The organism is Pseudomonas sp. KNUC1026, assembly GCF_021650705.1.
In the GTDB taxonomy this organism is placed as follows: domain Bacteria; phylum Pseudomonadota; class Gammaproteobacteria; order Pseudomonadales; family Pseudomonadaceae; genus Aquipseudomonas.
The window spans coordinates 766,492-779,166 of sequence record NZ_CP087138.1 but is presented as its reverse complement, the minus strand read 5'-3'; the positions used below and the strand labels follow the sequence as shown (position 1 = coordinate 779,166).

11 protein-coding genes and 2 pseudogenes are annotated in these 12,675 nt (G+C 62.4%); all 13 read right to left on the bottom strand.

Annotation, left to right across the window (positions count from 1 at the left end; translation table 11 throughout):
* The 13 genes and pseudogenes from rnhB to pyrH all read right to left on the bottom strand — a co-directional run bounded on the left by rnhB (position 1) and on the right by pyrH (position 12,654).
* Positions 1-633, bottom strand: coding sequence for a ribonuclease HII (gene rnhB, locus LN139_RS03270; protein ID WP_236360243.1), 633 nt, complete (start codon positions 631-633; stop codon positions 1-3).
* A gap of 34 nt (positions 634-667) precedes the next feature.
* A complete protein-coding gene (gene lpxB, locus LN139_RS03265) occupies positions 668-1,804 on the bottom strand; it encodes a lipid-A-disaccharide synthase (protein ID WP_236358656.1) in 1,137 nt (378 codons plus the stop codon).
* Complete coding sequence (lpxA, locus tag LN139_RS03260) at positions 1,804-2,580, bottom strand: acyl-ACP--UDP-N-acetylglucosamine O-acyltransferase (RefSeq protein ID WP_236358655.1); 777 nt, start codon at positions 2,578-2,580, stop codon at positions 1,804-1,806. Before lpxA ends, lpxB begins: the two co-directional genes overlap by 1 nt.
* Positions 2,577-3,017 carry a 3-hydroxyacyl-ACP dehydratase FabZ gene (fabZ, locus tag LN139_RS03255; RefSeq protein WP_236358653.1) on the bottom strand — a complete coding sequence of 147 codons (441 nt, stop codon included), beginning with the start codon at positions 3,015-3,017 and terminating at the stop codon, positions 2,577-2,579. The genes lpxA and fabZ overlap by 4 nt, the downstream gene beginning before the upstream one ends.
* Before the next feature lie 110 nt (positions 3,018-3,127).
* Positions 3,128-4,189 (bottom strand): UDP-3-O-(3-hydroxymyristoyl)glucosamine N-acyltransferase, encoded by a 1,062-nt coding sequence (lpxD, locus tag LN139_RS03250; RefSeq protein WP_236358651.1) that lies wholly within the window; start codon positions 4,187-4,189, stop codon positions 3,128-3,130.
* Complete coding sequence (locus tag LN139_RS03245; RefSeq protein WP_236358649.1) at positions 4,186-4,689, bottom strand: OmpH family outer membrane protein; 504 nt, start codon at positions 4,687-4,689, stop codon at positions 4,186-4,188. The genes lpxD and LN139_RS03245 overlap by 4 nt, the downstream gene beginning before the upstream one ends.
* A 44-nt stretch (positions 4,690-4,733) precedes the next feature.
* Positions 4,734-7,094 (bottom strand): outer membrane protein assembly factor BamA, encoded by a 2,361-nt coding sequence (bamA, locus tag LN139_RS03240; RefSeq protein WP_236358647.1) that lies wholly within the window; start codon positions 7,092-7,094, stop codon positions 4,734-4,736.
* Positions 7,095-7,167: 73 nt separating this feature from the next.
* The gene (rseP, locus tag LN139_RS03235; protein ID WP_236358645.1) at positions 7,168-8,523 is read right to left on the bottom strand and encodes an RIP metalloprotease RseP; all 1,356 of its coding nucleotides are present in this window, start codon (positions 8,521-8,523) and stop codon (positions 7,168-7,170) included.
* A gap of 62 nt (positions 8,524-8,585) precedes the next feature.
* Positions 8,586-9,776, bottom strand: coding sequence for a 1-deoxy-D-xylulose-5-phosphate reductoisomerase (gene ispC, locus LN139_RS03230; RefSeq protein ID WP_236358643.1), 1,191 nt, complete (start codon positions 9,774-9,776; stop codon positions 8,586-8,588).
* The gene (locus LN139_RS03225; protein ID WP_236358640.1) at positions 9,773-10,588 is read right to left on the bottom strand and encodes a phosphatidate cytidylyltransferase; all 816 of its coding nucleotides are present in this window, start codon (positions 10,586-10,588) and stop codon (positions 9,773-9,775) included. Before LN139_RS03225 ends, ispC begins: the two co-directional genes overlap by 4 nt.
* Positions 10,588-11,342: pseudogene (gene uppS / locus LN139_RS03220) on the bottom strand (polyprenyl diphosphate synthase). The gene LN139_RS03225 and the pseudogene uppS overlap by 1 nt, the downstream one beginning before the upstream one ends.
* 15 nt (positions 11,343-11,357) lie before the next feature.
* Positions 11,358-11,914, bottom strand: a pseudogene (gene frr, locus LN139_RS03215) (ribosome recycling factor).
* Positions 11,911-12,654: a UMP kinase gene (pyrH, locus tag LN139_RS03210; protein ID WP_097083328.1), complete on the bottom strand. Its 744-nt coding sequence runs from the start codon at positions 12,652-12,654 to the stop codon at positions 11,911-11,913. Before pyrH ends, frr begins: the two are co-directional and overlap by 4 nt.
* Positions 12,655-12,675 lie beyond the last annotated feature (21 nt).

The window sequence follows — 12,675 nt, the reverse complement described above, 5'->3', positions numbered from 1 at the left end:
TCATGCAGGCAACGCTGCCAGGGTAATCAAGCCGCCACGCGCTTCCAGAGCGGCGCGTACGGGGGCGAAAGACTGCCGATGGATAGGCGTCGCACCCAGGCGCGCCAAGGCTTCCAGATGCACAGGCGTCGGGTAGCCCTTGTGGCCGCCGATACCGTAGCCAGGGTAGGCAAGCTCCATCTCGGCCATTTCCCGGTCACGGCTGACCTTGGCCAGGATCGAGGCTGCAGCGATGGCCGGAACCTTGGAGTCCCCCTGCACAACCGCAGAGGCAGGCATAGCCAGGCGCGGGCAACGATTGCCGTCGATCAGGGCGCGGCGCGGTGTGATGTGCAGGCCCTCGACCGCACGCTGCATCGCGAGCATCGTGGCGTGAAGAATATTGAGGGTGTCGATTTCCACCACTTCGGCGCGGGCGATGTGCCAGCTCAGCGCCTTTTCACGAATCTCGTCGTACAGCGCTTCGCGGCGCGCCTGGCTGAGCTTCTTCGAGTCGTTGAGCCCCAGGATCGGGCGTGCCGGGTCCAGGATCACCGCGGCCGTCACCACCGGGCCACAAAGCGGCCCGCGGCCGACCTCGTCCACACCCGCGACGTATTCTTCGACCAGCTCGAAATCGAGCCCCATTTGCAGCTGCCTGGATGCCATGGCTGAGCGCTCCTCTGTGTTAGCGGTGAATCAATTGCAACAAGGCCTCGGCGGCCTGGTTGGAGGCGTCACGGCGCAGCGTGCGGTGGATGGCATCGAAGCCTTCGGTCTGGTGCTGCTGGCCATCGAGCAACGGCGACAAGGTTTCGGCCAGACGGTCGGGCGTCGCGTCATCCTGCAGCACTTCGGGCACCAGCGCTTTTTGCGCCAGCAGGTTGGGCAGCGACACCCATGGGCTTGTGACCATCCGCTTGAGCAGCCAGAAGGTCAGCGGCGCCAGGCGGTAGGCCACCACCATCGGGCGCTTGTACAGCAATGCTTCAAGGGTTGCAGTACCGGAAGCGATCAGCACCACGTCGCAGGCCTCCAGCGCAAGGTGCGACTGACCATCGAGCAGCGTCACCGGCAGCGCGCGGCCGGCCAGCATTGCCTCGAGCTGCTGACGACGCTGCGCATTGGCGCAGGGCAGCACGAAGCGAAGGCCTGGCCGCTGCGCGAGCAGTCGCTCGGCGGTATCGAAGAACAATGCACCCAGGCGTTTCACCTCCCCGCCTCGGCTCCCCGGCATCAGCGCTACCACCTGAGCCTGCTCCGGCAGGCCGAGGGCCTGGCGGGCTGTCGCGCGGTCTGGCTCGAGAGCGATGGTATCGGCCAGTGAATGCCCGACGAAACGCACCGGCACACCCTGCTCCTCGTAGAAGCGTGCCTCAAAAGGAAACAGCGTCAACATCAGGTCGCAGCCCTGGCGAATCTTGAGCACCCGCTTCTGCCGCCACGCCCAAACCGATGGGCTGACATAGTGCGCGGTCTTGATACCGGCCTGGCGCAATTGCAGTTCGATATTGAGGGTGAAATCAGGCGCATCGATGCCGACGAAGAGATCCGGCCTGGCTGAAAGCAGGTCGGCCACCAGCGCCTTGCGCCGCGCCAGCAGCTCGCGCAGGCGGCCCAGCACCTCGACCAGGCCCATGACGGCAAGGCGTTCCATCGGGAAGTACGATTGCATGCCTTCGGCTTCCATCAGCGGCCCACCCACGCCAATGAAACGCGCGTCGGGGTGGCGCGCCTTGAGTGCGCGCATCAACCCGGCGCCGAGGATGTCACCGCTCGCCTCACCGGCCACCAGGGCGATGAGCAAGGGCTTTGCGCCCTCCATCAGCGAGTGATGCCGCGGTTGGACTGCGCTACCGAATCACGGAACACTGCGACTTCGGGATGCTGCTGGGCCGGGGCCTCAAGAGCGGTGAGCGCCTGCTCGACGGTAAGCCCTTCTCGGTAGACCGTTTTGTAGGCGCGGCGCAGGGCCTGCATGCAGGCATCGCTGAACCCACGGCGGCGCATGCCTTCGAAGTTCATGCTGCGCGCCTCGGCCGGGTTGCCGAAGACCGTCACGAAGGCTGGGACATCCTTACCGATAGCAGTGCCCATCCCGGAAAAGGCGTGGGCGCCGATGTGCACGTATTGATGCACCAGCGTATAGCCAGACAGGATCGCACAGTCGCCCACATGAACATGGCCGGCCAGGGCGGTGTTGTTGACCAGAATGCAGTGGTTGCCGATGACGCTGTCGTGGCCGATGTGGGCATAGGCCATGATCAGGTTGTGGTCGCCCAGAGTGGTTTCGCCCCGATCCTGCACTGTTCCACGGTGAATGGTCACGCCCTCACGGATGACGTTGTGATCGCCGATCACCAGCGTGGTGGGCTCACCCTTGTATTTCAGGTCAGGGGTGTCCTCACCTATCGAGGAGAACTGGTAGATCCGGTTGAACCTGCCAATCCGCGTGGGGCCACGCAGCACTACATGAGGGCCGATGACCGTGCCCTCACCGATTTCTACATCCGCGCCAACGATCGACCACGGGCCCACCTCGACACCCTCGGCGAGCTTCGCCGAGGGATCGATGATCGCGCGAGGGTCGATCAAACTCATAGTTTCTGTTCCGCGCAAGTGATCTCGGCCGAGCACACCGGCTTGCCGGCGACGGTGGCGACGCAGTCGAATTTCCAGATCTGGCGCTTGCTGCTCACGAAGCGCGCTTCCAACACCAGCTGGTCACCTGGGCGAACGGGCTGGCGGAAACGCAGTTTGTCGGAGCCGACGAAGTAGTAGAGGGTGCCATCGGCAGGCGTGACGCCCATCATCTTGAAACCCAGGATACCGGCCGCCTGAGCCATTGCTTCGATGATCAGAACGCCCGGCATGATCGGGTGCGCGGGGAAGTGACCATTGAAAAAAGGCTCGTTGATGCTGACATTCTTGTACGCGCGAATGCGCTTGGCCTCGACGTCCAGCTCCTCCACGCGGTCCACCAGCAGGAACGGGTAACGGTGAGGCAGGTATTCGCGAATCTCGTTGATGTCCATCATGTCGTGGAAAAGCCTGTATATGGAAAGTCAGGCGCCGCCTATACGCGGCGCCCCTTCATAAGATCAAGACGGCAGATTATAGGCGGCGCGTGCTTGATAGTGAGCGGATATCAGCCATCAGATGGCGCGGCGCTGCCTTGGGTCACGGCATCGACACGCTTTTCGACCTGTGTGAGCCGCCGCGACATGTCATCAAGATGGCGAATGCGCGCAGCGCTCTTGCGCCATTCTGCGGCAGGCTGCATCGCAGTGCCTGATGAATAGGCGCCCGGTTCGGTGATCGAGCGGGTCACCATGGTCATGCCGGTGATGAAGACGTTGTCGCAGATTTCGATGTGCCCCACCAGGCCAACTCCGCCGGCCAGCATGCAGTGACGGCCGATCTTGGTACTGCCGGAGATGCCTACGCAGGCCGCCATCGCGGTGTGGTCACCGATCTGCACGTTGTGGGCGATCTGGATCTGGTTGTCGAGTTTCACCCCGTTGCCGAGCACGGTGTCGGCCAGCGCACCACGGTCGACGGCGGTATTCACGCCGATCTCGCAGTCGTCGCCGACGACTACGCCGCCGATCTGGGCGATTTTTTGCCAGACGCCTTTTTCATTGGCGAAACCGAAGCCCTCCCCGCCCAGCACAGCACCTGACTGGATAACCACCCGCTTGCCGATGCGTACGTCGTGATACAGCGTTACGCGAGGCGCCAGCCAGCCGCCGTCACCCACTTCGGAGCGCGCGCCGATGAAGCAATAGGCGCCGAGCGTAACGCCCGCACCAATCCGCGCACCGGCCTCGATCACCACAAAAGGGCCGATACTGGCCGACGGGTCTACCACCGCATCGGCAGCGATCACCGCGCTGGGGTGCACGCCCGCAGGCGACCTGGGCTTAGGATCGAAATGATGGGAAATGCGTGCATAGGCAAGGTACGGGTCGGGCACGATCAACGCATTACCGGCGAAGCCCTCTGCATCTGCCGCCTTGAGCAACACTGCGCCTGCCGCGCAAGTATCGAGAAACTTTCGATACTGGGGGTTGGCAAGGAAGCTCAACTGCGACGGGCCTGCCTCCTGCAAGGTGGCAAGCCCGGTAATTTCAAGCGCTTCGGCGCCGCGTAGTTCGGCGCCCAGCGTAGCGGCCAGCTGGCCGAGCGTTATGCTCAATGCCCTGCTCACTTGGCCTGGTTCATACGCTCGATCACCTGGCGGGTGATATCGAACTGAGGCTTCACGTCAACCACGGCGCCACGCTCAAGTACCAGGTCGAAGTTGCCTTGCTTGATGACCGACTCTACAGCGCCATCGAGCTTGGGCTTGAGTTGCTGCAGCATGTCACGGTCGGCTGCCGCCTTGGCTTCGTTCAATTCCTTGGACTGGAACTGGAAGTCGCGCGCTTTTTGCTTGAAGTCCAGCTCCAGGCGCTCGCGCTCGGCTTGCTGCATCTTGTCGCCACCGCTGACCAGGCGATCCTGAATGCCCTTGGCACTGGCTTCCAGAGCCTTGAGCTTGTTCAGTTGCGGGCCGAACTTCTTCTCCGCATCGACAGCGTAACGCTTGGCGGCATCGGATTCGAGCAGGGCCATCTGATAGTTCAGAACAGCGACCTTCATTTCGGCAAATGCCGGGGTAGCGATCATGGCCGCTGCGACGATGACCAATTGGGTGAGCTTGCGCACGATGAACTCCTGCAGAAACCTTGTGTGATGTTGAAGGGCAGACGTCAGAACGTCTGGCCCAGGGAGAACTGGAATACTTGCGTCTCGGCATTGTCAGGCTTCTTGACCGGCATCGCCAGGCTGAAGCTGAGTGGCCCCAGAGCGGTAATCCAGGTCACACCGACACCGACGGAAGCCGCCATGTTGGAGAAGTCGATGGTGCCGCAGTCCTGATTGCGTACCGGGTGCGCTGCATCGTTGCTCGATTTGTACTGGCACTTGGAATCGAAGGTGTTACCCACGTCCCAGAACAACGAGGTACGCAATGACTTCTGATCCTTCACGAACGGCATCGGGAACAGAATCTCGGCGCCGCCGGTGATCAGCACGTTGCCACCGAAGGCCACATCGTCCTGATCCGGATCGGCGGTAGCAGGTGTGCCGCGTGGGCCCAGAGTGCTGTCCTTGAAGCCACGAACGGAGTTGAAACCGCCCGCGTAGTAGTTCTCGTAGAACGGCAGGCCCGAAGTGGAGCCATAGCCGTCGCCGTAGCCCAGCTCGGTATGGAAGCGCAGGGTGTAGGTGTCGGTGATCGGTGCGAACACCTGGCCACGGTAGTCGATCTTGTAGAACGACAGGTCGCTGCCCGGGGTAGTGGTCTCGAAGGTCAGGCTCTGCGAGTGGCCACGTGTCGGCAGGGTACCGCGGTTGAGCGTCGAGTCGGACCAGCCGGCCGATGCCTTGAAGTTGGTGAAGCTATCGCCTTCACGGTTGATGAAGTCGTAGATCTCGCCAACGGTGTAGGTACCGGTGTTGATGTTGTCGCGCTGCACGGTCAGGCCGAAGTTCAGGCGTGAGGTCTCGCTGATCGGATAACCGAAGTTCAGGCCTGCGCCTAGGCTGTCCACCGCATAGCTTGCAACGTCGACATCCAGCTCGTCGTAGTCGGTCTTGCGGTAAAAGGCGTTGTAACCCAGGCTCACGCCATCGGGGGTGAAGTACGGGTTGACGAAGTTGAAGTTGTAGCGGGTCTGGTATTCGGACCGGGTCAGGCCGATGCCGACCTTGTTACCGGAACCCAGGAAGTTGTTCTGGCTGATCGAACCACCCAGGATCAAGCCCGCGCTCTGGGCGAAACCGACGCTGGCGGTGATCGAGCCGGAGGGTTGCTCTTCAACTGCGTAGTTCACGTCAACCTGATCATCGACACCTGGCACGGCCGGTGTTTCGACGTTCACTTCCTTGAAGTAGCCAAGGCGCTCGAGGCGAGTCTTGGATTGGTCGATGAGGTAAGTAGACGCCCAGCCGCCTTCCATCTGGCGCATCTCGCGGCGCAGTACCTGGTCGTCGGTCTTGGTATTGCCACGGAAATTGATGCGATCGACATAGGCACGTTTGCCCGGGTCGACGGTAAACAGGATGTCGACGGTGTGGTCATCGTCATGGGGCTGTGGCATGCCGTTGACGTTGGCGAAGGTATAGCCTTCGTTACCCAGGCGACGGGTGATCAGCTCGGAGGTATTGGTCATCACCTTGCGCGAGAAGACCTGGCCCTTCTGCACCAGCAGCAAGGCCTTGATCTGGTCCTCGGGCACCTTGAGGTCGCCGGCCAGCTTCACGTCACGAACGGTGTACTTGGCACCTTCGTTGATGTTGACGGTGATGTAGACGTGCTTCTTGTCGGGGGTGATGGACACCTGGGTGGAGGTGATGTCCATGTTGATGTAGCCGCGGTCCAGGTAGTAGGAACGCAGGCGCTCCAGGTCACCGGAGAGCTTCTCGCGAGCGTACTTGTCGTCGTTCTTGATGAACGACAACCAGTTGGAAGTCTTGAGTTCGAACAGGTCGCGCAGGTCGTCCTCGGGGAAGACGGTATTGCCCACCACGTTGATGTGCTGAATGGCAGCGACGGTACCTTCGTTGATCTTGATCTTCAGGCCAACACGGTTGCGCGGCTCGGTGACCACTTCGGTGTCGACCGACGCCGAGTAGCGACCCTGCGCAACGTACTGGCGCTGCAGCTCGTTACGCACGCCTTCGAGCGTGGCACGCTGGAAGATCTCACCCTCGGACAGGCCGGATTGGCGCAGCCCCTTGAGCAGGTCGTCGGTGGAAATGGCCTTGTTGCCCTCGATCTCGATACTGGCGATCGACGGGCGCTCGACAACGTTGATGACAAGCACGTTGCCATCACGGTTCAGGGTGATGTCCTGGAAGAAACCGGTCTTGAACAGCGCGCGGGTGGAATCCACCAGGCGTGTGTCATCAGCGGTGTCACCGACGTTGATGGGCAGCGCACCGAACACGCTACCGGCGGAGACCCGTTGCAAGCCATTGACACGGATATCGGAGATAGTGAAGGACTCGGCGTGAACTTCGGCGATCATCAGTGCGGAAAGCACCGCGGTAAGCAGCAGACGTTTCATGAAGTCCTTTCTTGTTCCTTACGGCAATAAACAAACTGCCGCACAGGCGGCAGGTTCGCAATTGAGCGATGCGTTACAACAACCGACCCAGATCGTTGATCAGGGCAAGCAACATGACCCCGACCACCAGGCTGACACCAATCTGGATCCCCCAGCCTTGCACCCGATCCGATACGGGACGGCCCCGCACCCACTCGATCAGGTAAAACAGCAAATGCCCGCCATCCAGTACAGGGATGGGCAGCAAATTCAGAACTCCAAGGCTAATGCTCAGGTACGCCAGGAAGTTCAAAAAATCCCCAAGGCCCGACTGGGCCGAAGCGCCCGCCACTTTAGCAATGGTTATCGGCCCACTCAAGTTTTTTACAGATAGCTCGCCGAACAGCATTTTCTTCAGCGAATCAAGGGTCAACACACTCATCGACCAGGTACGGCGCGCACCCTCTACTACTGCCTCAAGCGGACCATAGCGAACCTCGCGAAGCATCTGCGCCGGCCATTGCACCGGTTTCACACCTGCACCCAGGTAACCGGCTGCCGCCTTGCCCTCGCCGCGGCTGGCGAGCGTGACGGGCACTTGCTGGCGCTCATCACCGCGCTGGATGCTGAAAATCACCTTGGCGCCAGCACGCTCACGTACCCGATCAACCACCTGCTGCCAGTCGCCCAGCGCCTGGCCGTCCAGCGCGAGCAGCTTGTCGCCGGCTCGCAATCCCGCAGCCTGCGCCGGCCCTTCAGGATCGAGCTCGGCCAGCACCGGCTCCAGCGCCGGCCGCCACGGTTGCAGGCCCAACGAGCGGATCGGGTCTGGTTCATCGGCACCCTGCAGCCAGCGATCAAGCTGCACCTGATGCACCACCGGCAGGGTGCTGCCTTCCTGGATAACGCCCAGGGCCAGGCCGCCCGTTTCACCCAGGCGCCTGACCAGCGCCAGGTTCACGCCTGCCCAGCCTTGCACTTCCCGGCCATCGACCGAGACGATTTCCTGGCCAGGGGCCAGGCCCGCGACAGCCGCCAGGCTACCCGGTTGTACCTGGCCGATCACCGGCCGTACCTGCTGGGTGCCCAGCATTGCCAGCGCCCAGAAAAACACAATCGCGAGGAGGAAGTTGGCAATCGGGCCTGCAGCCACGATTGCGATGCGTTGCAGCACCGGCTTGCGGTTGAATGCCTGATGCGCCAGCACGGCGGGCACGTCGCCCTCCCGCTCGTCGAGCATCTTCACGTAACCGCCCAAGGGAATCAGCGCAACCACGAACTCGGTGCCATGGCGGTCATGCCAGCGCACCAGCGGCGTACCGAAGCCCACGGAAAACCGCAGTACCTTCACGCCACAGCGGCGCGCGACCCAGAAATGGCCAAGCTCATGGAAGGTGACCAGCACACCCAGTGCAACCAGGGTGCCGAGAATCATGTAGAGCGCGCTCATTCGTGTCTCCAGTCTCGGGAAGGCCAGGCGTCAAGAGGCGGATGCGTGCGCCTCATCGGACCTCATTGCCCTGCGTGAGTCAACCATTGATTAGCCTGTGCGCGGGCCCTGGCGTCGGCTTCGAACACCGCCGGCAGGGCCTGAAGCGCCACCACCGGCTCGGCTTGCAGCACCGCGTCGATCAGGCAGGGAATGTCGGTAAAGCGAATACGCCCATCCAGAAACGCCGCCACGGCGACTTCATTGGCTGCGTTCAGCGTTGCCGGCGCACTGCCGCCCGCCCGCGCAGCCTCGAAGGCCAGTGCCAGGCACGGAAAACGATCCAGCGCCGGGGGCTGGAAGTCGAGGCGGGCGATGCTGAACAGATCCAGTGGAGCAACACCTGAGTCGATACGCTCGGGCCAGGCCAGCGCATTGGCGATAGGCGTGCGCATGTCGGGATTGCCTAACTGCGCAAGCACCGAGCCATCCACGTAATCGACCAGCGAATGGATCACGCTCTGCGGATGCACGACCACCTCGACCTGGTCGGGCCGCGCATCGAATAGCCAGCAAGCCTCGATCAGTTCGAGCCCCTTGTTCATCATGCTGGCCGAATCCACTGAAATCTTGCGCCCCATCGACCAGTTGGGGTGGGCGCAGGCCTGCTCGGGCGTGACCTGCGCCAACGCCTGCGCGGGCATTTCGCGAAACGGCCCGCCACTGGCAGTCAGCAGGATGCGGCGCACACCGATAGGCGCCAGGCCGCGGCGGTAATCCGTAGGCATGCATTGGAAAATCGCATTGTGTTCACTGTCGATGGGCAGCAGCACTGCCCCGCTTTCGCGCACTGCCTTCATGAACAGGGCGCCAGACATCACCAGCGCTTCCTTGTTGGCCAGCAGCACCTTCTTGCCAGCGTGCACCGCTGCCAGCGTTGGTGCCAGGCCAGCTGCACCCACGATAGCGGCCATCACCGCGTCGACCTCAGGCGCCTGGGCAACCTGGCACAGCCCCTGCTCACCAAGCAGAACTTCCGTACCCAGGCCGAGAGCCTCAAGGCCCTGGCGCAGGGCGACCGCAGCAGGTTCGCTCGGCACTACTGCGAAAACCGGCCGATGCCGCTCGCACAACGTCAGCAGCTGCTCGATACGGCTGTAGCCGGTCAACGCGAAGACTTCGTAACGTTCGGGGTGGCGAGCGATGACATCCAGCGTGCTCAGCCCGATCGAGCCGGTCGCACCCAACACCGTGATACGTTGCACCGCGCTCACATCGCGCCCCAGCCGGCGGCCCGAAGCAGCACGGCGAACAGCGGCACCGCGGCGGTGAGGCTGTCGATACGGTCCATCACCCCGCCATGCCCTGGCAGCAGCTGGCTGCTGTCCTTGATGCCTGCGCGGCGCTTGAACATGCTCTCGGTGAGATCACCCACCACCGAAATGAAAACCACCAGAGCCGCGCCGAGCAAAGCCAGCACCACCTCCAGCGCGCCCAGGTGCCGATAGAAAGACACCCCCAGGGTGATGAGCAGGCTGAGCGCCAACCCACCATAGGCGCCTTCCCAACTTTTGCCAGGGCTCACCTGGGGCGCCAACTTGCGCTTGCCAAAGGCACGCCCGGAGAAATACGCGCCGATGTCGGCTGCCCACACGAGCACCATCACCATCACGATCAGCCAGTTACCCAGCGCCCATTGCTTGAGCAGAACCAGGCCCTGCCAGGCCGGCAACAGGATCAACAGGCCGATCACCAGCTTGCTGGCAACGTTGTCCCAGTGTGCGGCACTGCGCGGATAGGTAAGGACCAGGAAGGTCGCCAACGCCCACCAGATCACCGAAAGGCCCAGCACCCAGGGTGCCACACCTGGTGAAAGGTAGAACACGAACAGCACCAGGGCGACGAACAGGCCGTAGGCTACTCGCTGCCACTGAGCCTGAAGGCCGCCCATGCGGGCCCATTCCCAGCCACCGAGGCTGACTACCGCGCCGATGAACAAGGCGAACCAGCCGCCTTCAAGAAGGAAAAACCCTCCCAGAGCGATGGGCAACAGCACCAGCGCGGTAAGAATGCGTTGTTTTAGCATCAGGCTCGGGCTCCGGCCTCGACTTGCTCGCTGGTCTTGCCAAAGCGACGCTGGCGCGAGGCGTAATCGGCCAGCGCGGTGCGCATGGCTTCGTGTTTGAAGTCCGGCCAGAACAGGTCGGAAAAATAAAGCTCCGCGTAGGCCAACTGCCATAGCAGGAAATTGCTGATACGGTGCTCGCCACCCGTGCGAATGCACAGGTCCGGCAGCGGCAGATCACCCGTGGACAGGCAGGTTTGCAACAAACCCGGGGTAATGTCTTCGGGCGCAGGTGCCCGGCCTGCACCTCACGCGCGAGGCGCTGCGCCGCCTGAGCGATATCCCACTGGCCACCGTAGTTGGCGGCGACCTGAAGAATGAAACGCTGGTTGCCCGCCGTCTGGGCCTCGGCTTCGCGCATGGCAGCCTGCAACTCGGGATGAAAGCGGCTGCGGTCGCCGATGATGCGCAAGCTGATGCCATTGTCGTTCAACCGCCGCGCCTCGCGGCGCAGCATGGTGAAGAACAGCTCCATGAGCGCGCCCACCTCGTCGGCCGGGCGCTGCCAGTTCTCGCTGGAAAACGCGAACAGGGTCAGCACCTCGACCTTGGCCTCGGCACACACCTCGATCACCGCACGCACCGCATCGACCCCGGCCTTGTGCCCGGCGACACCGGGCAGCAGGCGCTTCTTGGCCCAGCGATTGTTGCCGTCCATGATGATCGCCACATGTCGAGGGACTTGCTGTGGCATAACGGGCTTGGTCTTTTCCATGGGGCAAGCTTGGCCTCAGACGGCCATCAGGTCCTTTTCCTTGACTTCCAGCGCCGTATCGACCTGAGCGATGTGCTTGTCGGTCAGCTTCTGGATTTCGTCTGCAGCGCGGCGCTCTTCGTCCTCGCTGATTTCCTTGTCTTTGGTCAGTTGCTTGAGCTTGGCCAAGGCGTCGCGGCGCACGTTACGCACAGCAACCCGGGCGTCCTCTGCAACGCCCCGGGCCTGCTTGGTATAGCCCTTGCGGGTTTCTTCGGTCAGGGGCGGCATCGGTACACGGATGGTGGTACCGGCGCTGGAGGGGTTCAGGCCCAGGTCGGAGGTCAGAATGGCCTTCTCGATGGCAGCCCCAGCGACTTGTCATGAGCGACGATCTTCAGGGTACGGGCGTCTTCCACGGAGATTGCAGCCACCTGGTTGAGCGGCATTTCGCTACCCCAGGCCGGCACCTTCACGCTTTCGAGGATGCTCGGGTGCGCGCGGCCGGTACGGATGGTGCCCAGGTTATGGCTCAGCGATTCCAGGGTCTTGCCCATGCGTTCCTGGGTATCTTTCTTGATGTCGTTGATCATTCCACACCTTCCTCGATCAGAGTACCTTCGGCGCCACCCACCACGATATTGAGCAGGGCACCGGGTTTGTTCATGTTGAAGACTCGCAGCGGCATCTTGTGGTCACGGCACAGGCAGATCGCCGTGAGGTCCATCACGCCCAGCTTGCGGTCCAGCACCTCATCATACGTGAGGCGGTCGAATTTCTCGGCATGCGGATCCTTGAACGGATCGGCCGTGTAGACGCCATCGACCTTGGTGGCCTTGAGCACCACGTCCGCGTCGATCTCGATCGCACGCAGGCAGGCCGCGGAATCGGTGGTGAAGAACGGGTTGCCGGTGCCGGCCGAGAAGATCACCACGTCGCCGGTCTTGAGGTGGCGAATGGCTTTGCGGCGATCGTAATGATCGGTCACACCGACCATGGAGATGGCGGACATGACGATAGCGGAGATATTCGAACGCTCCAGCGCGTCACGCATCGCCAGCGCGTTCATCACGGTAGCCAGCATGCCCATGTGGTCGCCAGTGACTCGATCCATGCCGGCAGCGCTCAATGCGGCGCCGCGGAACAGGTTGCCGCCACCGATCACCAGGCCGACCTGCACGCCGATGCCAACCAGCTGGCCAACTTCGAGCGCCATGCGATCCAGCACCTTGGGATCGATACCGAAGTCTTCGGACCCCATCAGGGCCTCGCCACTGAGTTTGAGCAAAATGCGTTTGTAGCGAGGCTGCCGACCACTCACCTGCTGGGCCATTGCGTATCTCTCCTGCGGCGT

Excerpts from the sequence above, each read along its gene's own strand:
- lpxB (WP_236358656.1), bottom strand. The coding sequence starts at position 1,804 with ATGGAGGGCGCAAAGCCCTTGCTCATCGCCCTGGTGGCCGGTGAGGCG.
- lpxA (WP_236358655.1), bottom strand. The coding sequence starts at position 2,580 with ATGAGTTTGATCGACCCTCGCGCGATCATCGATCCCTCGGCGAAGCTC.
- fabZ (WP_236358653.1), bottom strand. The coding sequence starts at position 3,017 with ATGATGGACATCAACGAGATTCGCGAATACCTGCCTCACCGTTACCCG.
- bamA (WP_236358647.1), bottom strand. The coding sequence starts at position 7,094 with ATGAAACGTCTGCTGCTTACCGCGGTGCTTTCCGCACTGATGATCGCC.
- rseP (WP_236358645.1), bottom strand. The coding sequence starts at position 8,523 with ATGAGCGCGCTCTACATGATTCTCGGCACCCTGGTTGCACTGGGTGTG.
- LN139_RS03225 (WP_236358640.1), bottom strand. The coding sequence starts at position 10,588 with ATGCTAAAACAACGCATTCTTACCGCGCTGGTGCTGTTGCCCATCGCT.
- pyrH (WP_097083328.1), bottom strand. The coding sequence starts at position 12,654 with ATGGCCCAGCAGGTGAGTGGTCGGCAGCCTCGCTACAAACGCATTTTG.